The 245-nt window shown below is 39.2% G+C and carries 1 protein-coding gene; it reads right to left on the bottom strand.

Translation table 11 applies throughout. The features are described from left to right. Positions 1-245 (bottom strand): ABC transporter ATP-binding protein (locus tag ACW9JY_RS10635; RefSeq protein ID WP_457284343.1); only part of this gene is annotated, 245 nt, incomplete at both ends.

Below are 245 nucleotides of genomic sequence, written 5' to 3'. Positions count from 1 at the left end.
CCTTTTCTCATGTACTCTTCTGTTTCCAACTCTTTTATACTTATCCGTTCTGTCCATTTCTTTTTCGGATCTGGTTCAGGTATCGATTCTTTCAGCATTTGTGTGTATGGGTGTTTCGGATTCATCAGTACATCTTCCACTCCACCCATCTCTATTATGTTCCCTCTAAACATTATCCCTATCCTGTCACTTACGTAGTATGCGGTTGCTAAATCATGCGTTATGTACAATACACTTACGTTGTA

The organism is Petrotoga sp. DB-2, from assembly GCF_054051725.1.
Note: the sequence above shows the minus strand (reverse complement) of the source record. Positions and strands in the feature narration are given on the sequence as shown.